Here is an 18605-nt window from a genome sequence, read left to right as displayed (position 1 = left end):
CATGCCCGAGCTGTTGAATGTCACCAAGTTATCGGCAAGGTTCGACGGCGCACCCGCGAGCCCGGTTCTCGACGAGGTGAGTTTCCACATCGATCGTGGGGAAATCCTCGCCCTCGTCGGGGAATCGGGGTCCGGCAAGAGCATGACCGCGCTGTCGTTGATGCGCCTGCTCCCGCGCGGCGCGCAGATGGACGCGGGCGCGATCACGCTCGACGGGGTCGATCTGCTCGGGCTGTCCGATCGCGCCATGAACACGGTGCGGGGCGGCCGAATCGGGGCACTGTTCCAGCAGCCCAAGCGGATGCTCGATCCCACCTCCACGGTCGGTGCACAGGTCGCGGAGCCGCTGCGACGGTATCTCGGGATGAACCGGCACTCGGCACGAACGGCCGCGGTCGAATTACTCGCCGACGTCGGTATCGCCGAACCGGAGCGCCGAGCCCGCTCCTACGCCCATCAGCTCTCCGGTGGAATCGCACAGCGCGTGATGATCGCGATCGCGCTCGCCGGACAGCCGCAGCTGTTGATCGCCGACGAGCCGACGACCGCCCTCGATGTCACCATCGAGGCACAGATCCTGGGGCTGATCGCAGCCAAGCGCCAACAGCTCGGCATGTCCGTCCTGTTCATCTCGCACGATCTCGGTGTCGTCTCCGCCGTCGCGGACCGCATCGCCGTGATGTACGCCGGACGCATCGTCGAAGAAGGGACGACCGCGGACATCCTCGCCGCACCGGAGCACCCCTACACCCAAGCCCTCATCAACGCCTCGATGCTCAAGACCACCGCGTCCGGGGAGCTGTATGCCATTCCCGGAAACGCCACCTCAGCCCGCGAGCTGTCGGCGGGCTGCCGTTTCCGATCCCGATGTTCGGTGGCAGCGACCGCACACGTCGAACATCAATGCGCTACCACCGAGCCCGATCTCACCGCGGGCCGGCACGAGCCGCACGAGCACTCCACCCGGTGCTGGGCACCGATTCATCTCGGGGAGTCCGCATGACCTCGCCGACGATGACGCCCCCGCACCGCCTGGCGGAGACCGTAGCCGACATGGTCGTCATGGAGGGCGCGGTCAAACGCTTCCCCCTGCCCCGCCGCGGGCTGCGCCGCAAACGCGAACATGTGCACTCGATCGACGGTGTCTCGCTGACCATCAAGACCGGGCAGGTACTGGGACTGGTCGGTGAATCCGGTTCCGGGAAAAGCACCATCGCCAGAGCGATGCTCCGGTTGATTCCGCTCGACACCGGCACCGTCGCCATCGACGGACTCGACACTCGGACCATGAAGGAGTCGCAGCGAAAACAACTGCGGCGCATCGCCCAGTTGATCTTCCAAGACCCACACGCTGCGATGGACCCGCGGATGACGATCGCGGACAGCCTCTACGCCGTCCTCGCGCAGCACCGCATCGGGACCCGCGCCGAGCGGCGGCTCGCGGTCTCGGCGTCGCTGCAGGAGGTCGGGCTCGACGACAGCTATCTGGGCCGCTACCCGGGGCAGTGTTCGGGCGGTCAATTGCAACGGGTGGTCATCGCCCGTGCCCTGCTCCTCAAGCCGAGACTGTTGATCTGTGACGAGCCGACCTCGGCGCTGGACGCCTCCGTTCAAGCCAGGGTCCTCAACCTCCTCACCCGGCTCCGCCGTGAACACCACCTGACGATGGTGCTGATCTCGCACGACCTGCGCGTGGTGCGATTCGCCAGCGACCGGGTCGCGGTGCTCTACCTCGGGCAGATCGTCGAGATCGCCGACCGAGACGACCTCTTCGAAGGATCCGTACACCCCTATACCCTCGCGCTCCTCGCGGCCGCATCCCACGCAGACGCCCGCGCGGGCCACGCCGAAGCCGTCGGTGAACCGCCGTCGCCGATCAATCCTCCGCCAGGCTGCCGATTCCACACCCGCTGCCCACTTGCCGTCGATCGGTGCCGCGCCGAGCAACCGGTGTTGACCGAGATCGCAGCGGGTCATTCGGTGCGCTGCCATCGGTGGAATGACGTCCGAGCCGCGCTCGTACACGACAAGGAGGACTCGGTATGACATCCACGGTCACCCCGGCCGATACCGCACCCGCACCGCAGAATTCGCTGTGGCAGCCCCTCGCGGGCGGGTTCTGGGAGGGGCTCTGGCGGGATGGTGCACGGCACCTCCACGTCCACGATCCCGAGGACCGCAGCCTGGTGGGCACCGTCATGGACGCCACCGATCACGAGGTGGACAAGGCCATTGCCTTCGTCGCCCGCGGCCACCGACAGCGGTCCTGGCCACTGTGGCAACGGCGCGAGGCCATCGAGAAGGCGGCCGCACGAGTGGCACTCGATCGGGAACGATTCGCGCGCCTGATCACCGCAGAGTCATCCAAGACACTCCGGGAAGCCGACCGAGAAGTCACCCGCGCGATGGAGACACTCCGACTCTCCGCCCAAGCCTCCTGCGCACTGACCGGCCGCAGCATCGCGTTCGACGACACACCACGGGGCGAGGGCTGGACCGGCTGGTACACCCGCGAACCCGTCGGAGTCGTCGCGGCCATCACCCCCTTCAACGATCCACTCAACCTGGTGGCGCACAAGCTCGGGCCCGCCTTGATCGCGGGCAATGCCGTGGTGCTCAAACCGTCTCAGGCCACACCGTTGACCGCGCTCGCGCTCGTCGATGTCCTTCTCGCCTGCGGTGTACCGCCGGAGTACCTTGCGGTGGTCACCGGCGACACGGCCGGGCAGGCGCTGGTCTCCAACCCTGCCGTCGACGTCGTCTCCTTCACCGGTGGCCCGGCGACAGCCGACCTGATCGCGCACGCCGGGCCCGCACGCAAACTGCTGATGGAACTCGGGGGGAACAACGCGCTGATCGCCTGCGCGGACGCCGATCCCGAGGAAGTCGCCGCGTCCATCGTCGACGGCGCATTCGGTGTGGCCGGCCAGAACTGCCTGTCGGTGCAGCGAGTGTTCGTCCACGACCGTCTCTACCGCACCGTGGTGGACCAGGTGGTCGAAGCCACTTCGGCCCTGGTTGTCGGGAGTAAACGAGATCCGGCTACCGATATCGGTCCCCTCATCGACGAACACCAGGCGCGCCGCGTCGCCGGATGGATCGACGAGGCCGTCGCCGGCGGCGCGGTGTTGCGGACCGGTGGTGTCCGCACCGGCACGTTCGTGACCCCGGCAGTGCTCACCGACGTCCCCGCCGACGCACAGATCAGGACCAACGAGGTGTTCGGGCCGGTGGTCATGATCGACCCGTTCACCGACATCGACTCGGCGATCGCCGCGGCGAATGCGGTCGACACCGGGCTGCAAGCGGGCGTGTTCACCCGAGATGTCAATCTGGCGCTGCACCTGGCCGCGCGGCTCCGGGTCGGGGCAGTGCTGATCAACTCGAGCCCGGACTTCCGGATCGACGGCATGCCGTTCGGTGGGGTCAAACGCTCCGGTATCGGCCGCGAAGGTGTGTGGAGTGCAGTCGATGCACTCACCGAACCGAAGATAGTCGCCGTCCGAACGCAACAACCCTGACCGGTACGACACATCGCGCGAAGACGCTCATCACACTCGCGGCCGGCGCCGACGCGACGCGCGAGCAGAAAGTGAGGCTCGATGCTCCAACACACCGAAACACCGACCCTTGGCTCGTCGCAGCCGCACTGGACACCGGACCACGTGGCATCGCTGGTCGAGGTGTTTGTCCTGTATTCCGATCCCACCCGCGTCCGCGTGGTGTGGGCGCTCACCGCCGGCGAGCGACAGGTGAACGAGATCGCCGACACCGTCGGAGCACCGGTATCGACCGTCTCGCGGCACCTGGCCAAGCTCCGTGCCGCGCACTTGGTGACCTCCCGCCGAGCCGGAACTTCAAAGCTCTACCGACTCGTCAACGACTATGCCGCAAGGCTTATCGCCGACACCCTGGCCACCAGCGCGCAGCCGCACGAGAAATCCCCGTGAGACCCCGGCGGACATACTCGCGCAAAGCGGCCGAACCGGTGTGATTCCGCAGGTGCCATACCCGCCCTCCTATTCCGATCTGCTCGAGAGAGAAGACCCGATGCCGCTCCCACCCGCCACGCGGGAAGAACACGACCTCCTCGGGACTCGCACCGTTCCCGAGTCCGCCTATTACGGGGTTCACACCCTGCGGGCGGTCGAGAACTTTGCGATCACCGGAACCCCCATCAGCGCCTACCCCGAATTGATCACCGCACTCGCCAGCGTCAAGGAGGCCGCAGCCCGGGCGAATCATCACCTGGGACTGCTCGACACCCGACGGATGACAGCAATCGTGCAGGCCTGCACCGACATCCGCAATGGGCAGCTCCACGATCAGTTCGTCGTCGATGTCATCCAAGGTGGCGCGGGCACGTCGACGAATATGAACGCCAATGAGGTCATCGCCAACCGGGCACTGGAAATCCTCGGGCTCCCTCGCGGAACGTACCGTGAGATCCATCCCCTCGAAGACGTCAACCTCAGTCAGAGCACCAACGACGTCTACCCCACCGCGATCAAGGTCGCGCTGCACTTCGCCGTCGACAACCTTCGCGCTGCAATGAAAGACCTCGCCACCGAGTTCGCGATCAAGGCGACCGAGTTTCACGACGTGGTGAAGATGGGCCGCACTCAGCTCCAAGACGCCGTCCCCATGACACTCGGACAGGAATTCGGCACCTACGCGGTGATGGTGACCGAGGACGCCGACCGACTGCTCGAAGCCGAACGCCTCGTCGCCGAGATCAACCTCGGTGGCACCGCCATCGGCACAGGAATCAACACCCACCCGCTGTACGCGGAAACAGCCTGTGAGGCCCTCCGCGCCATCACCGGCCTACCCCTGACCACCGCAACCGACCTGATCGAGTCGACACAAGATGTCGGATCATTCGTTCAGCTGTCGGGAGTGCTCAAGCGCACCGCGGTCAAACTGTCGAAGATCTGCAACGACCTACGCCTGCTCTCCTCCGGTCCACGCACCGGGCTGGGTGAAATCAATCTGCCAGCAGTCCAAGCGGGATCATCGATCATGCCAGGCAAAGTCAACCCGGTCGTGCCAGAGGTGGTCAATCAGGTCGCCTACGAAGTCATCGGCAACGATGTCACGATCAGCCTGGCCGCAGAAGGAGGCCAACTCCAACTCAACGCCTTCGAGCCGATCATCGCCTCGAGTCTATTTCGATCACTGACACATCTCAGTGCAGCCTGCCGGGCTCTCACGGAGCGATGCGTACCGGGCATCACGGCCAACGCGGACAAACTTCGCGCCGATGTCGAAAATTCCATCGGCATCATCACCGCGTTGAACCCGCACATCGGGTACACCGCCGCCACATCCGTTGCTGCGGAATCGCTGTCCACCGGCCGCAGCATTCCGGACATCGTGGTCACACGCGGGCTCCTGACCGCAGACCAGCTAGCGCGGCTGCTGCGACCGGAAGTTCTCGTGCGACCACAACAACTCGAACACTTCAAGAAAGCGCGCGGCCTCGTCGAAGTACCGACACCCGATTTCTGCCGTCCCCCGCTCCTCCAAGGTGAAGCGCCCGTGTGAGAAGCAGGTATCCGGGCCGAACCCCTGTCTGAGTTCAGGACATGCAGGACAATGACCGACCACCAGGCCGAATTCGTAGGCGAGAACAACGAGCTGGGCACGGCCGCGGGTGTGGAGCTTGGTCATGGCTCGGTTGACATGGGTTTTCGCGATCAGGGACTGCCGCTGAACGGCCTCTCTGATCGGAGACCGCAATCCTTCGGTTTCTGAGCCTCAGGGATGCGCGGATCGCCGGCGAGCGAGTTCGGCGCGTACCGCGTCGTAGGTGAGCAACGGTTTCCCCGGGTCCGCATGTGGCACGGCCTCGCGCTCGTGGTCCTCGAGGAATTCTTCGAGCTGTTCCGTAGTCCACTTATCCAGTCCGGTGACGCGACGGTTGTCAGGCATGGCCTTCACTATCCGCTCCATGTCCGATATCCGTCACGTCGGGGACGCGCTCACCGACGAGGAACAGCTGCGGCGACCGGGGATTGACCCACCTCCGGTGGCCTTCACTTCGCGCTGCTGGCATCAGCACGCGCGGGAACGTCAGTCCGGTAGACGCCACATTTCGATGATGCTCAGGCCGCGGGCATCGAAGCGGCCCAGCATGGCTCGCAGTTCGGTGGCGCTGTCGATCTGACCGTAAAGGACGGTGGTGTTTCCGGTGTTCACGTCAGATAGTCGCAGTTCCGGGAACGCTGCGAGGTCCCGCTCGGACAGCGATCCAGCAAGGACGAACGCATCCCTGATATTGGGAGGCCACCTCGATCCGGAACGGGTCATCGGACTCCTCCGTGCGTCGCCGATCCGGCACACTCGACTTGCAATACGGAGGGTGGCCCGAAGGACGTGCGCCGCGCGTCACCCGCAAGTGATGAACCGTCCCCGACGTGTGGTGAGTCGCAGGTAGCTGCGGGGTGCCGGAGGTGACGAACAATCTCCGCTCGGGCGGCTACCGCAGGGCTGCGGCCAGCGCTTCGGCGGTGCGGGTCTGCCACCCGATGAAGTCGAGTCCTTCGGGCAGGGTTTCGGTCACCTCGACGACCGGTATCCCGTTGGCCTCGGCGGTCGCCCGTGCGTCCTGGGTCACCTCGTCCTGGGTCTGGACGTTGAACATCAGAGCCTCTACTCGCTTGTCGGCCAAAAGTTCACGGAGGGCTGCGATATCGGCGGCGGCGGGGTCGTTGCCGTTTTCGACGGCGCTGAGGAATCCCGCGGGGGTGGTGTCGGCCAGGCCCGATTCGGCGAGGAGGTAGTGGGCGATCGGTTCGGTCTGCGCGACCGGCGCGTCGCGGTGGGTGGCCGCGATGGTGTCGGTGATCGTCGTAACCTGCCCGAGTTGGCCGGAAAAGACATCAGCGTTGGCCTGGTAGGTGGTGGCGTTGTCGGGGTCGAGCTGTCCGAGTTGCCCGGCGATGGCGTGTGCGACGGCGTCGACGGTGTGCATGTCGTACCAGACGTGCTCGTTGGTCTCGCCGTGTCCGTGCTCGTCGGCTTCGCCGTCGGTGGGCGCCGGTCGATCCGCGTTCGCGGCCTCGTCGGGGTGCGCCTCGGTTTCGAGCAGTTCGACGGCGTTGACGGTCCGCCGCTCACCCTCCCCGGCCTGGCTGCCCAGCACGTCGTCGATGAACGAGTCGTATCCGCCGCCGTTGTAGACGACGAGGGAGGCATCGGAGATGGCGGCCGCATCGGACGGGCTGGTCTCGAACGAGTGCGGGTCCGCGGAGGGCTCGGTGATGATCGAGGTGACCTCGATCTCCTCGCCCGCGACGGCCTGGGCGACGCTTCCCCACACATCGGTGGAGGCCACGACGGTCACCGGGCCGGCCGCAGCGTCCGTGCCGGAGCCGCACGCCGCGGTCAATGCCGCGACCAGGGACAGGCCCACGGCAGCAGCGGGAAGGTGGGGGGACCGGAACGCACGCACGGGTACTCCTTACGGGCTGCGGGTCGGCCGCAGCAATCAAATAAACATGGGAACCATTACCATTAAAGCCTGGGTGCGGTCCGGACCATGCAGCGCCCCCGCCGCTCCGACTTTCCTGTGCGGGCGGTGTCAGCGGCGGCGGTCGTCCATCGCGCGCAGGAAGTGGCGCAGGCTGCGCGGCAGCCGGGGGTGACCGTCCCGATCACGCGGCAGGAAACCCTCGCCCGCCGCGCGGACCAGCAGGGTGGTGACGTCCGCGCTGACGGCGGTACCGGAGGCGACGTGCATGAGCGCGGCGCGTTCGGCGGGATCGAGACGCTCCCACAGGTCCAGGTAGCCGCCGTGATGGGTGCGCGCGGCGGTCGCCTCGGCCCAGTAGGTGAAGGTGAACCGGCGGATCAGGTCGGTGCCGGTGGATGCGGTGGCGCGCAGTTCGAGACCGGACCAGTCCTCGATGCCGCGGTCGCGGAGCTCGTCGGCCGCGGTGGCCAAGGCGGTGTGCCGCGGCCAGGCGCGCGGCAGGTCGAGTATCAGCAGACCCATTCCCATCGGCCCACGGTAAGACCGGTGCCCGATACCCGCAGCGTGTACACCGTCGCCGGAGGCGGGCAGGGTGTGCGGTTCAGCTCAACGTATTCGCCTGGGCCGGTCACGAGGACGGTTTGTCGGCACGCAGGTAGTGCAGCCAGGGGCGGTGATCGCCGGTGCCGGTGACCCGGAGCCCGGCCCGCTCGATCAGGCCGGTGAGTTCGCCGATCGGGTTGTGCGCCATGGCATGCCCGGCGAGGGCGCTGATCAGGTGGGCGGCGACCGGGTTCGCCGGGGGCCGGAAGTCGGCGACCAGCAGGTGCCCGCCCGGGCGCAGCACCCGCGCCATCTCGGCCAGCGCGGTCGCCCGGTTGCCGGGTGTGATGTGGTGGATGACCAGGGTGGAGGTCACCACGTCGAAGGTGGCGTCCTCGAACGGGAGCGCTTCGGCGGCGGCGACGGTGAACACGCAGTGGGCAGCGCCGCGGCCGGCGGCGTAGTCGATCATCGGTGGGGACGGGTCGATGCCGTCGACCCGCCCGCCCGGCTGCACAGCCGCGGCCAGGCGGGTCGCGAAAAACCCGGTGCCGCACCCCACATCGAGGACCCGATCCCCCGGGCCGACGCCGCTCAGTGCGGCCAGTCGGTCGAAGACCCGGCGGCGCCGTCCCGCAAACGCGGCCGCGGAGCAGATTTCGCACAGGCGCGCCCGGCGGATCAGCCCGCCGCTGGCGTCGTCGGCGTGACCGTGCCCATCGCCCAGAAGCCGCGCCCCCAGTCCCATCGCAGTCTCCTCGATCGCCTCAGAGGGAGTTGATGCCCTGGACGGCCGCGACGGCACAGGCCGGGATCAGCACACCCAGCCCGAGCGAGGCCAGCCGCGCTCCGGCCACGCGGTGCCCGGCGAAATGGAAGACGGCCAGCCCGGCGAGCCCGAGGCCGGCCGCGGCCAGCACCAGATAGATCGGGGTGAGCACCAGCACCAGGCCGCAACCGACAGCGAATCCGGCCAGGGCCCAGCCCCACCGCAGATCCTCGACCTCGAGACTCGACGCCGCACTCATCACCAGCTCCTCGCTTGACCTGCGTTCTTTACCCGGAACGTTCCTCCTCGAGACCGCCCGCAAACCCCACATGGTTGCGCAAGTGCGCACATATAGGATTATGGTCGAGACGACGGTCATTGGGAAGAGAAGTCTGGAGGTCCCCAAGGTGCTCGAGGTGTTGCGTCATCGCACGTTCGGCCGGTTGTTCGCAGCGCAGATCGTGGCCCTGGTGGGTACCGGTCTGCTGACCGTGGCGCTGGGCTTGCTGGCCTACGACCTGGCCGGCGCCGATGCCGGGGCGGTGCTCGGGACGGCGTTGGCGATCAAGATGGTCGCCTACGTCGGCGTAGCACCGGTGATCTCCGCGGTCACCGACCGGGTGCCGCGCAAGGCGCTGCTCATCGGGGCGGACGCGATCCGGGCAGCCATCGCAGTTCTGCTGCCGCTGGTGGATCAGACCTGGCAGATCTACGTGCTGATCTTCCTGCTGCAGGCGGCGTCGGCGACGTTCACCCCGGCGTTCCAGTCGGTGATTCCGGCGGTGCTGGTCAAGCAGGAGGACTACACCCGGGCGCTGTCGCTCTCGCGGCTGGCCTACGACCTCGAGTCCCTGCTCAGCCCGATCCTCGCCGCCGCCCTGCTCACGATGATCAGCTACAACTACCTGTTCCTCGGCACCGTCGCCGGGTTCGTCGGGTCGGCGCTGCTGGTGATGAGCACCGTGCTGCCGCGCCCCGCCCCGGCGGACCGGTCGGTGCCGCTGATCCACCGCATCACGCTCGGCGCGCGGGTGATGCTCGGTCGCCCCGTCTTGCGCGGACTGCTCGCCATGAACATGGTCGTCGCCGCCGCGACCGCACTCGTGGTGGTCAACACCGTCGTCTACGTGCGGGACCTGCTGGGCGGGTCGAACACCGGGGTCGCGGTCGCGCTCGGCTGCTTCGGCGGCGGATCGATGCTCATCGCGCTGGCGGTGCCGCGGGTACTGGCCGCGGTACCGGACCGGCGGCTCATGCTGACCGGGTCCGCGGTGCTGCCGGTCGGACTGGCCGCCGCCGCACTGATGCTGCTCACCGCCCCCGCCCCGACGCTGGGTTGGCCACTGTTGGCCGGGATCTGGATCGTCCTCGGCGCCGGGACGTCGATGATCAACACCCCGTCCGCGCGGCTGCTGCGCTACGAATCCGACGAGCAGAACCGGAGTGCGGTGTTCACCGCCCAGTTCTCGCTCTCACACGCCTGCTTCATCCTCACCTACCCGCTCGCCGGGTGGGTGGGCGCGCAGGTCGGGCAGGTCACCGCGGCCGCCGCGTTGACCGTCCTCGCTACACTCGCAGGACTACTCGCCACACGCGTCTGGCCGGCACAGGCCGAGCCGATCACCGAGATGGCGGCGGCAGGAAGGCGGTAATGCGATGGAGCCGATGAGCGAGGTGAGCGTCGCGGCGGCGAGCCTGAGCCACCCGGTCGCCCCCGATCAGCAGCGCCTCGACACCGCCACCGAAACCTTCCGGATGCTCGCCGACACCACCCGGCTGCACATCCTGTGGCTCCTCACCCGCGGCGAGGCCGACGTGACCGCCCTGATCGAGCAGACCGGCGCCACCCGCACCGCGGTCAGCCAGCACCTGGCGAAGCTGCGGTTCACCGGTTTGGTCGACACCCGCAAGGAAGGCCGGCGGGTGATCTACCGCATCCACGACGGCCACCTGACCCGGCTGATCCTCGAGGGCATCAACCACGCCGACCACGTCGTCACCGGCGAACCCCCACACGAATAAGTCCACCGCCCCGGCCGATGCCGGGGCTCCCCTCGATGCGCCCACCCGAGACGTTTGCCTCCGGGTGGGCGCGTCATCGTCGGTTCAGCGGCGGGTCTTGCCCTGCGGGCGGAGGAAGAACGCCACACCACCGCCGACGACCACCACTGCGATGGCGATCAGCACCCAGGCGGGGAAGCCGCCGGAGTCTTCGGCGGCCGGCCCTGCGGCTGGGGCGGTCTCGGTGGGCGTGGACCCGCCGCTCGCGCCGGGCGTGGTCGCGGCGCCGGTGCTGGCCTGGGTGAGCTGGAAGTTATACGTGCCTTCGATCGGGTGGCCGTCGTCGGAGACGACCCGGAACGCCACGGTGTACTGGCCGGCGTCGCCGAGGCCGTCGAGGTCGACGGACACGTCGCGGCCGGTGACGACCGGCTCGGACTTTCCCCACTGGGTGCCGTCGGCGCCGACCACCTTCAGGGTGACGAAACTCGGTTGGATGTTCTCGTTGAAGGTCAGGGTGACCTGGTCGGGGGCGGTGTCGATCTGGGCGCCGTCGGCCGGATTGCTGCCCGACAGCGCTGCGTGCGCCATCGCCGGTGCCGCGGTCAGCGCCGCGCAGGTCAGGGCCGCGGCCGCCGTCAGGGCGGCGCGGGAGAGCCAGGATGTCATGAGTGGGATCGTCTTTCGGGTGTGTCGAGCGTGGTCGGAGGTCTACCGGTGCGGCCACGACCACGGCGGCCCGCGCCGGGACAGTGAGCCCTCCTCCACCGACATCGCCGACCACGCGGCCAGCCACACGATCGGCACCCGTTCACCCGGTGGCGAGATCGGGGCGGGGCGGCGCACCAGGATCGCCGCCGCCCGCACCGCCCAGGCCACGGCGCGGCGGACCGCGTGTTCGGCGGCCGGGATGAGCGCCCCGCACACGCCGATCGCGGTGGTGTGCAGCGCCAGCATCGGGGCCGCGGCCATGCCGTGGTGATGTTCGAGGGTGGACAGGGACAACACGACATGGCAGGCCAGCTGCCCGCCGGCCAGCATCGCCAGCAGAGCGGTGCGGCGGGAGAACACCTTCGCCGACCCGGCCAGCATCCCCAGCCCGGCGCACACGCCGAGCAGCAGCACCCACTCCGCGGAGTTGGGCCAGTGCCCGCCCGCGCAGCCGTGCGCGAGGACCGCGGTCGCCGCCGTCGCCGCTCCGACGCCGGCGCCGCGCACTCGCACCGCGCAGGCCTGCGCCGAGTTCGTCACCAGGTCAGGATAGAGACACCGCACCTGCCGGCCGGCAGTGGTGTGGACCGTGGCCTGGGGCGGAGCGGTGGTCAGGGGAACGGCAGCGGGGCGGCGCCGCGCTCGGCCAGCAGGGCCCGCATCACCTGCGACTCGTGGTCCTGCAGCAGCAGCATCGATTCGGCGAACTGGGCCACCAGCGGTGACCCGGCGCGGTCGGCGGCGTAGGCGAGCATGTCGGCGCCGCCCTGGTGATGGCGCAGCATCAGCCGCACGAACATCACGTCCAGCTCCGGCCCGGATGCCGCGTCCAGCGCCGTCAACTCTTGTTCGGTGGCCATCCCGGGCATGCCGGTCGACCCGCCGTGACCATCGGCCATGGCGGTCGTGTCGTGGTGTCCGCCGCCGGCCGTCATCCAGGCCATGTAGTCGCGGGTGGGCGTGCGGGAGCGGTCCCAGAGGTCGAGCCAGGCCTGCATCCGACCGATCTGGGCGCCCTGGCCGGTGAGGATGTCGTAGGCGAAGCTCCGGATCGCCGGGTCCGCGGACGATCGGGTGGCCACACCGGCCATCCGCACGGCCTGCTCGTGGTGGACGATCATGTCCTGCAGGAACCCGGTCTCGACCGAGTCCGCGGCCGGGGCCGCCACCGGTGTCGCGGCCGGAGTCGGCGAAGGGACCATGACCCCCGCGATGCCGCCGGCGATCAGCGCGGCCGCCGCCCCGACCACCAGCAGGGCGCTGCGGCGGCGCGGCGGGCGGTTCCTCGCGCCGGTGCTGGCGGTGTCAGGGAATGTGTCCGAACGGATCTCGCCGGTCATGCGGGTGTACGTGTCCTGTCTCCGGGCGATCGGGGTGTGCGCGGCGTCCTGCAGCGTAACCGCCGACCACGACCACGGCGATGACCACCGGGGTGCGGTCCTCGGCCGACGGTGTTCGGTCGTCAGACCGGGTCGATGCGATCGAGGGGGTGGCCGAGTGACTCCGGTCGCGGCGCTCGGGCACTGCCCCGCCGGTCCGATCCGACGGTGCGGGTGGCGGCGTACCCGCCGAGCAGGATCAGGGCGATGACGGCGAGGGTGAGCCAGACCGGGAGTTGGCCCTCCTCACTGTGTTCGGCGGCTACCAGTGCAAGGCCGGCGGCGGTAGGGGTCATCGAAGTTCCTCCATTCTCATCGATGTGGATGCGCGGTGGATGTGGTCAGGTAACAGGGAGCCCGGCCAGGCCGGCGGCGAGCCCAAGCAGCGCGCACACCCCGAGAGTGCGCAGCACCGACCAACGCAGCCGGTAGATCATCACCCCGGCCAGCACCCCGATCACGAGCGCGAGGGGCCGGAACGAGGTGATGTCCGGGACCAGTAGATGTAGCGGACCCCAATGCAGAAGCGCGGCGTCCGCGAACAGGGTGTGGAGCGCGAAATACAGGGCCAGGTTCGCGATGACGCCGACGACGGCCGCGGTGATGCCATTCAATGCGGACGTCAGATGTTGGTTGTTGCGGAGCCGCTCGACGTAGGGGGCGCCGAGGAAGATGAACACGAAGCACGGCACGAACGTCACCCACGTGGTCAACAGCGCGCCGAGGGTGGCGGCGACCCACGGGTCGAGATCACCCGGGTTGCGGTAGGCGCCGAGGAACGCGACGAACTGCACCACCATGATCAGCGGACCCGGGGTGGTCTCGGCCAGGCCGAGGCCGCGGACCATCTCACCTGGGGTGAGCCAGCCGTAGGTTTCCACCGCCTTCTGCGCCACATAGGCGAGGACGGCGTAGGCGCCGCCGAAGGTGACCAGTGCAGTGCCGGAGAAGAACAGGCCCTGCTCGGTGAACACGCTGTGCCGGCCGGTGAACACCACCACGGCGACCATCGGGATCGCCCAGGCGACCACGCCGACACCGAGGACGAGCACCGCGCGTCGCAGACTGGGGGCGTCGGCATGCAGGGCATCGTCGGCGATCAGCGGCGGCGCCTCCTCGCCGTCTTCCGGGGCCTTTTTTTTGCTGGTTTCGACGACGCCGCGGCGGCCGATCAGCCAGCCGGCGAACCCGGCCACGAGGATGACGATCGGGAACGGGACCGCGAACAGGGCCAGGGCAAGGAAGGCGCAGACCGCGATCACCACGTGCGCGGGGCGGGTGAGGGCGCGCTTGGACACCCGGGTGACGGCCTGGACCACCACGGCCAGCACGGCGGGGGCGATGCCGGCGAAGATGGCTAGCACGATGGTGGTGGCGCCGAAGGCGACGTAGATCGCCGCCAGGCCGAGCATCGCGAGCATGCCCGGCAGCACGAACAGCACACCCGCGATAAGTCCGCCGAGGGTGCCGTTGAGCAGCCAGCCGGTGTAGATGGCGAGCTGCTGAGCCTCCGGCCCGGGCAGCAACATGCAGTAGTTCAGGGCGTGCAGGAACCGTTTCTGCCCGATCCAGCGTTTCTCGTCGACGAGAGTGCGCTGCATGACCGCGATCTGCCCGGCCGGCCCGCCGAAGGTCTGCAGGGAGATCAGGAACCACGCCCAGGTCGCCTCGCGGAGCGGGATCAGATCGCGGCGCCGGGACCGGCTGGTCGGTGTGGCGCGGGTGGAAGGTTCGTTACTGCTCACGTCGGTCTCCGAAACATGAAAGTCACAGTGCGGCAGCATGAGCGGGCCGCACCCGGGGTCAGGACGGCTCGCGGCCGGACAGGACACGTTGGCGATGAAACTCGTACAACCCGTCGAAGATCCGGGTCGCCACGGCGAGAGTGTCATCGTCGGTACAGGTCAGGGACAGCCCACGCAGCACCGAATCCAGACCCGGTGCCTCCGGGGCGTCAAACTTCGCGTCGTCGATGTCGGCCTCGTGCACGATCTCGGCGATCACCCACAACACCGGGTCGGTGATCTCGTAGCGGCGCAGGATCGTCTCGAAGCTGCAATCCCCGTGATGGTGCGAGAGTTCGACCCCGCGCATGTCGAACGCGGTCGTATCGCCAGGGACGTCGGCGGGGTCGGTGACCCACAAGAACTGCGCGTCCGGGTCGATGTTGCGGCGGATCAACCAGGCGCAGGCGGCGCGGTCGATGTGGATGCCGGCTCGGGTGGCCCATTTCATTTATCGTGCCTCCGTTCGCGCTCGCTCCGGCGCCGCGTCGGGCCGGCCGGCGGCTAACTCGCGGAGCGCCGCCTCCGCGCTGTCACGCTGTGCGGTGGGGAAGAAGGTGCGCTTGTCGATCTCCCGCAGGCGGCGGCGCAGTTGGGTGAGCTTCTTGGCTCGTCCGGCGGGATCGGGCAGGGATCGGGCGGCCTCGGCGGCGTCGGTGAGCTCGTCGTACTCGGTGCCCCGATCCTCTGACAGTTTCGTCCGCATCCGGTCCCGCTGTTCCTGGGTGGTGGGGGCGGCGGTCCACACCTCCGCCTGCCCGCCCGCCTCGACGACTTCCTCGGCGACCCAGTCGAACTGCTCGCGGGTGCGGGCGGAGGCGGGCAGCACCACGACACCGTCCGCGAGCTGGAAGACACCGTATTTGCGGAGCTTGCGCCACACCGCGATCCGCGGCGTCGAGGGCTCGCGGGGGATGCGATACACCAGCATCACCCACTCGTCGGGACGCTGATCCGTCGGTTCTGGTTCCACACCGGTGATGTAACCACGGTTTCAATTGGATGTCCACCGGCAATCGCACCTGCCGCCGATTGCCCGGGGCATCGACCCTGGACACCGTACTGTAACCGTGGTTACCGTGAAGGAGGCCGTCGTTGGGGAGGCCGTCGAGACGACGAAGAGGTGCACGGATGCATCACAATCGGCAGGTCACACCATTTCGGTCCCTGCTCATGGCCACGACACTGGTCCTCGCGGTGGCCGGCTGCGGGAACACCAGCACCTCCACGACCAGCGGCCCGACCTCGGCGCAGCAAGGATCCGGGCAGGCGCCGGCTCAGACCACCGACGCGGACTGGGCCCCGGTCACCGATGCCCTCGGCCGCACCGGCAAGCTCGGCGACGACGGCACCGTCTACCGGGTCTCACTGCCGCGCACGGATCTGAACGTGATCTCCCGCGGCGTTCCCATCAAGCCGGGCCTGTCCCTCGGTGGCTACGCCGCCTTCGCCCGCTACGACGACGACACCCTGGTGATGGGCGACCTCGTCGTCACCGAGGACGAACTACCCAAGGTCACCGACGCGCTCCAGGCCCACGGCATCGCCCAAACCGCGATCCACAAACACCTGCTCGAACAGACCCCACCGGTGTGGTGGACCCACGTGATGGCGATGGGCGACCCGGCCGGCCTCGCCCAGGGGATCCGGGCCGCACTCGACGCCACCGCCATCGCCCCGCCGGCGGCGCCCCCGGCCCAGCAACCACCGATCGACCTGGACACCGCCGCCATCGACACCGCCCTCGGCCGCCACGGCACCGCGGACGGCGGCATCTACAAATTCACCATCGCCCGCCAGGACCCCATCGAGGAAAACGGGCATGTGCTACCGCCCACCTTCGGGGTCACCACCGGCGTCAACTTCCAACCCCTCGGCGGCGGCCGGGCCGCGATCAACGGCGACATCGTCATGACCGGCAACGAGATCCAAGACGTGATCGACGCCCTGCGCAGCGGCGGCATCGACGTCGTCGAGGTCCACAACCACACCCTCGACGAACAGCCCCGCCTGTTCTACCTGCACTTCTGGTCCGTCGGCGACAGCGTCCCCCTGGCCACCACGATGCGCGAGGCGATCTCGGCCACCCACGTCACGCCCGGAACCTGACCATCCAGAAGCAGACAGGAGCCGGATGAACACCCGCACCGGCGACCGGCACAGCCCGAGACCAGCCCGGCTGCTGCCCGCACTCGTCATGGCATCGATCCTCGTCGGCGCCTGTTCCTCCGCGCCATCGTCGCCGGACAGTAGCCCGCTGCCGCTGCACCCGGTCGCGGAAATCGCCCTCCCCGGCGACAATTCACGCTTCGACTACGCAAGTCTCGACCCCGATCGGGGACTGCTGTTCATTGCACACCTCGGCGCCGACGAGGTCATCGAAGTCGACACCCACACCCAGCAGGTCGTCCGGACGATCCCGAACCTGTCCCAGGCGCACGGCGTCCTCGTCGTCCCCGAGCTGCGCCGGGTCTACGTCACCGCCACCGGCGACAACCGCCTGGTCATTCTCGACGAAGACACCGCCGCCGTGCTCGGGCAGGCCCCCACCGGTGACTATCCGGACGGGATCGCCTACGACCCGAAACGCGGGACGGTGTGGACCACCAACGAATCCGGCGGCACCGAAACGGTCATCGACGCCGTCACCGCCCAGGTACGCGGCACCGTGAACCTCGGCGGCGACGTCGGCAACGTCGCCTACGACCCGATCGCCGACCAGATGCTGGTCGCCGTGCAAGGGAAGGGCGATCTCGCCGCCATCGACCCACAGACTCTGACCGTCACCCGCCGGCTCCCGTTGCCCGGCTGCCGAGGCGGCCACGGCCTCGCCCTCGACCCACCGGCGCGGCTCGCGTTCGTCGCCTGCGAGGACAACGCCACCCTGCTCACCGTCGACCTCGACAGTTGGCAGGTTACTGGCACCACCGGCGTCGGCAAACACCCCGATGTCCTCGCCTACGATCAAGGCGCGCAACGCCTTTACGTCGCCTCCGAAAGCGGCACCGTCACAGTCCTCGACCACCAGGGCGGACACCTCACCGAACTCGGAGCCGGACACCTCGCCGACGGCGCACACGTCGTGGTGCTCGACCCGAACACACACCACACCTACTACCCGATACCCGCCGGAGAAGGCGGGCACCCCGCTCTCCTCGAACAGACACCGAGCCCCTGACACCCACCCACCGACAGGCACTGTGGGAGACCCGCCGTACCGACCGGAGAAGATCCGCGCGGCCGTCGTGGGCGAGCAGGCTGAGCGGTGTGCACTCCTGGCGGAAGAAGTCGCCGGATTCTTGCAGGTCCCACGCCACTGCTGAGACCGGCGACCGGTTGACACGAGTCGACGACGAGTAGATCGAGGGTGACCTCGAATGAACAGTTTTGTATGGCGCCGTCCGGTAAAGCGCTGGGTCGGTGGCGGTTAGCGACGCCGAGTGTGCGGAACTCGGTGAGGTTGCCGTGATGACTTTGTGGGGAGAGCAGAGTTTCGCGGCTCGGTGAGCACAGTGCGGCCGCGACGGCCTCACTCATCTCCACGACTTCGAGGTCGGAGGTGTCGAGGTCGATGACGGCCTTGAAGTCGCCGCCGTACAGATACATGTGAAGGACCATCGCCACGCGGCCCGAGTAATCCTCGGTGTCGATCGAGTCGGCGTACTGACCAGCGGAGAAGAACTCCGGGTGCAATGCGCGCCACTCACCCCACCAATCGATCAACATGCGGCCGGGGAACGTGTCCAACAGATTGACCGCAAGATCAGACATCATGGCCATAGTGTCGCAGCGCTCGCTGTCAGCGGAACGCCTATCAAATCACCGGATGACGATTGTTGACCGGCGAGGATCGTGAGCCGCACTGGAAGTATTCGAACCGTCGGCCAGCTGACCCCGGATGAGTTCTGACGCCCCTCAAGACGGATGAAAATACCTGACAC

The 18605-nt window shown here is 68.2% G+C and carries 23 protein-coding genes; 10 read left to right on the top strand and 13 right to left on the bottom strand.

Annotation, left to right across the window (positions count from 1 at the left end; genetic code table 11):
- The first annotated feature begins 1 nt into the window (after position 1).
- The 6 genes from RJ1_RS00215 to RJ1_RS49195 all read left to right on the top strand — a co-directional run bounded on the left by RJ1_RS00215 (position 2) and on the right by RJ1_RS49195 (position 5757).
- Complete coding sequence (locus RJ1_RS00215) at positions 2 to 1003, top strand: ABC transporter ATP-binding protein (RefSeq protein WP_073357903.1); 1002 nt, start codon at positions 2 to 4, stop codon at positions 1001 to 1003.
- On the top strand, positions 1000 to 2046 hold the full coding sequence (locus RJ1_RS00210) for an oligopeptide/dipeptide ABC transporter ATP-binding protein (protein ID WP_073357902.1): 1047 nt from the start codon (positions 1000 to 1002) through the stop codon (positions 2044 to 2046). The genes RJ1_RS00215 and RJ1_RS00210 overlap by 4 nt, the downstream gene beginning before the upstream one ends.
- A complete protein-coding gene (locus RJ1_RS00205; RefSeq protein WP_073357901.1) occupies positions 2043 to 3521 on the top strand; it encodes an aldehyde dehydrogenase family protein in 1479 nt (492 codons plus the stop codon). Before RJ1_RS00210 ends, RJ1_RS00205 begins: the two co-directional genes overlap by 4 nt.
- 81 nt (positions 3522 to 3602) lie before the next feature.
- Entirely contained in the window at positions 3603 to 3950 is a 348-nt protein-coding gene (locus RJ1_RS00200) for an ArsR/SmtB family transcription factor (RefSeq protein ID WP_073357900.1), read from the top strand.
- Between the two features lie 100 nt (positions 3951 to 4050).
- Positions 4051 to 5547: an aspartate ammonia-lyase gene (locus tag RJ1_RS00195; protein ID WP_073358096.1), complete on the top strand. Its 1497-nt coding sequence runs from the start codon at positions 4051 to 4053 to the stop codon at positions 5545 to 5547.
- A 51-nt stretch (positions 5548 to 5598) separates the two neighbouring features.
- On the top strand, positions 5599 to 5757 hold the full coding sequence (locus RJ1_RS49195) for a hypothetical protein (RefSeq protein ID WP_162850243.1): 159 nt from the start codon (positions 5599 to 5601) through the stop codon (positions 5755 to 5757).
- 3 nt (positions 5758 to 5760) lie between these two features.
- Here RJ1_RS49195 and RJ1_RS46610 read toward each other — a convergent pair whose 3' ends face one another.
- From RJ1_RS46610 to RJ1_RS00165, 6 genes are all read right to left on the bottom strand, one after another.
- Positions 5761 to 5934 (bottom strand): hypothetical protein, encoded by a 174-nt coding sequence (locus RJ1_RS46610; RefSeq protein WP_162850242.1) that lies wholly within the window; start codon positions 5932 to 5934, stop codon positions 5761 to 5763.
- Between the two features lie 141 nt (positions 5935 to 6075).
- A complete protein-coding gene (locus RJ1_RS00185) occupies positions 6076 to 6312 on the bottom strand; it encodes a DUF8691 family protein (protein WP_073357898.1) in 237 nt (78 codons plus the stop codon).
- A 169-nt stretch (positions 6313 to 6481) separates the two neighbouring features.
- Positions 6482 to 7456 carry a metal ABC transporter solute-binding protein, Zn/Mn family gene (locus tag RJ1_RS00180; protein WP_073357897.1) on the bottom strand — a complete coding sequence of 325 codons (975 nt, stop codon included), beginning with the start codon at positions 7454 to 7456 and terminating at the stop codon, positions 6482 to 6484.
- A gap of 129 nt (positions 7457 to 7585) precedes the next feature.
- Positions 7586 to 8005, bottom strand: coding sequence for a hypothetical protein (locus RJ1_RS00175; protein WP_073357896.1), 420 nt, complete (start codon positions 8003 to 8005; stop codon positions 7586 to 7588).
- A 100-nt stretch (positions 8006 to 8105) separates the two neighbouring features.
- The gene (locus RJ1_RS00170) at positions 8106 to 8768 is read right to left on the bottom strand and encodes a class I SAM-dependent methyltransferase (RefSeq protein WP_073357895.1); all 663 of its coding nucleotides are present in this window, start codon (positions 8766 to 8768) and stop codon (positions 8106 to 8108) included.
- 19 nt (positions 8769 to 8787) lie between these two features.
- Positions 8788 to 9048: a hypothetical protein gene (locus RJ1_RS00165; protein WP_073357894.1), complete on the bottom strand. Its 261-nt coding sequence runs from the start codon at positions 9046 to 9048 to the stop codon at positions 8788 to 8790.
- A gap of 148 nt (positions 9049 to 9196) precedes the next feature.
- Between RJ1_RS00165 and RJ1_RS00160 the strand changes: the two genes are divergently transcribed.
- Together RJ1_RS00160 and RJ1_RS00155 are read left to right on the top strand one after the other, a co-directional pair.
- Positions 9197 to 10441, top strand: coding sequence for an MFS transporter (locus tag RJ1_RS00160; RefSeq protein WP_073358095.1), 1245 nt, complete (start codon positions 9197 to 9199; stop codon positions 10439 to 10441).
- 13 nt (positions 10442 to 10454) lie between these two features.
- Positions 10455 to 10811 (top strand): ArsR/SmtB family transcription factor, encoded by a 357-nt coding sequence (locus tag RJ1_RS00155; protein ID WP_378381764.1) that lies wholly within the window; start codon positions 10455 to 10457, stop codon positions 10809 to 10811.
- Between the two features lie 84 nt (positions 10812 to 10895).
- Here the strand turns inward: RJ1_RS00155 and RJ1_RS00150 are convergent, their stop codons facing one another.
- The 7 genes from RJ1_RS00150 to RJ1_RS00120 form a co-directional block, all read right to left on the bottom strand.
- A complete protein-coding gene (locus tag RJ1_RS00150) occupies positions 10896 to 11459 on the bottom strand; it encodes a copper resistance CopC family protein (protein WP_073357892.1) in 564 nt (187 codons plus the stop codon).
- A 42-nt stretch (positions 11460 to 11501) separates the two neighbouring features.
- A complete protein-coding gene (locus RJ1_RS00145; protein ID WP_143048782.1) occupies positions 11502 to 12041 on the bottom strand; it encodes a hypothetical protein in 540 nt (179 codons plus the stop codon).
- Between the two features lie 71 nt (positions 12042 to 12112).
- On the bottom strand, positions 12113 to 12841 hold the full coding sequence (locus RJ1_RS00140) for a DUF305 domain-containing protein (protein ID WP_073357890.1): 729 nt from the start codon (positions 12839 to 12841) through the stop codon (positions 12113 to 12115).
- A 122-nt stretch (positions 12842 to 12963) separates the two neighbouring features.
- Positions 12964 to 13176: a hypothetical protein gene (locus tag RJ1_RS00135; RefSeq protein ID WP_073357889.1), complete on the bottom strand. Its 213-nt coding sequence runs from the start codon at positions 13174 to 13176 to the stop codon at positions 12964 to 12966.
- 45 nt (positions 13177 to 13221) lie between these two features.
- Complete coding sequence (chrA, locus tag RJ1_RS00130; protein WP_073358094.1) at positions 13222 to 14625, bottom strand: chromate efflux transporter; 1404 nt, start codon at positions 14623 to 14625, stop codon at positions 13222 to 13224.
- A gap of 58 nt (positions 14626 to 14683) precedes the next feature.
- Positions 14684 to 15115, bottom strand: a complete 432-nt coding sequence (locus RJ1_RS00125) for a chromate resistance protein ChrB domain-containing protein (RefSeq protein WP_073357888.1) — start codon at positions 15113 to 15115, stop codon at positions 14684 to 14686.
- The gene (locus RJ1_RS00120; RefSeq protein WP_073357887.1) at positions 15116 to 15637 is read right to left on the bottom strand and encodes a Chromate resistance protein ChrB; all 522 of its coding nucleotides are present in this window, start codon (positions 15635 to 15637) and stop codon (positions 15116 to 15118) included.
- Between the two features lie 200 nt (positions 15638 to 15837).
- Between RJ1_RS00120 and RJ1_RS00115 the strand changes: the two genes are divergently transcribed.
- Together RJ1_RS00115 and RJ1_RS00110 are read left to right on the top strand one after the other, a co-directional pair.
- Positions 15838 to 16773 (top strand): DUF1259 domain-containing protein, encoded by a 936-nt coding sequence (locus RJ1_RS00115; protein WP_083400326.1) that lies wholly within the window; start codon positions 15838 to 15840, stop codon positions 16771 to 16773.
- Between the two features lie 25 nt (positions 16774 to 16798).
- The gene (locus RJ1_RS00110) at positions 16799 to 17842 is read left to right on the top strand and encodes a YncE family protein (protein WP_073357885.1); all 1044 of its coding nucleotides are present in this window, start codon (positions 16799 to 16801) and stop codon (positions 17840 to 17842) included.
- The last annotated feature ends 763 nt before the right edge of the window (positions 17843 to 18605 follow it).

Source organism: Rhodococcus jostii NBRC 16295, from assembly GCF_001894825.1.
Classification (GTDB): Bacteria; Actinomycetota; Actinomycetes; order Mycobacteriales; family Mycobacteriaceae; genus Rhodococcus_F; species Rhodococcus_F jostii.
This window is presented reverse-complemented; position numbering and strand designations above follow the sequence as displayed.